The sequence below is a fragment of the Mesorhizobium sp. P3_A9 genome, assembly GCF_056402975.1.
This window is the reverse complement of record NZ_JBFUGJ010000843.1, coordinates 1-522: the sequence shown is the minus strand read 5'-3', so window position 1 is coordinate 522 and position 522 is coordinate 1. Positions and strand designations below refer to the sequence as shown.

Here is a 522-nt window from a genome sequence, read left to right as displayed (position 1 = left end):
GCGGAAGTGTTTGCTCTCGCGCGGCAGACGAAAGACGAGACGGACGGATACTTCGACATTCGCAAGCCCGACGGGTCGCTCGATCCTTCCGGCATCGTCAAGGGCTGGGCCATCCGCAACGCGGCAGCCATCGTTCAGCGAGCCGGCGTCAGCGATTTCTTCATCGAGGCGGGAGGTGACGTGCAGTCCTGCGGCAGGAATGCCTCGGGCCAGCACTGGAGCGTCGGCATCCGCAATCCCTTCAACACCCAAGAGATCGTAAAAATCGTCTATCCCCGTGGCCGCGGTGTGGCGACCTCCGGAACCTATGTCCGCGGTCAACACATCTACAACCCACATGGAATTGGCAGTCCGATCCAGGACATCGTCAGCCTGACCGTCATCGGCGCCGATGTGCTCGAAGCCGATCGTTTCGCCACTGCTGCCTTCGCCATGGGCCGGGACGGCATTCTCTTCATCGAGCAGACGCCTGGCTTGGAGGGCTATGTCATAGACACCCATGGCCGCGCCACGCCGACAACC

General features: G+C 62.1%; 1 protein-coding gene. It reads left to right on the top strand.

All coding sequences use genetic code 11. From position 1 onward, the window contains the following. The coding region (locus AC1DX0_RS37050) for an FAD:protein FMN transferase (protein WP_477359681.1) at positions 1-522 on the top strand (522 nt) is incomplete at both ends.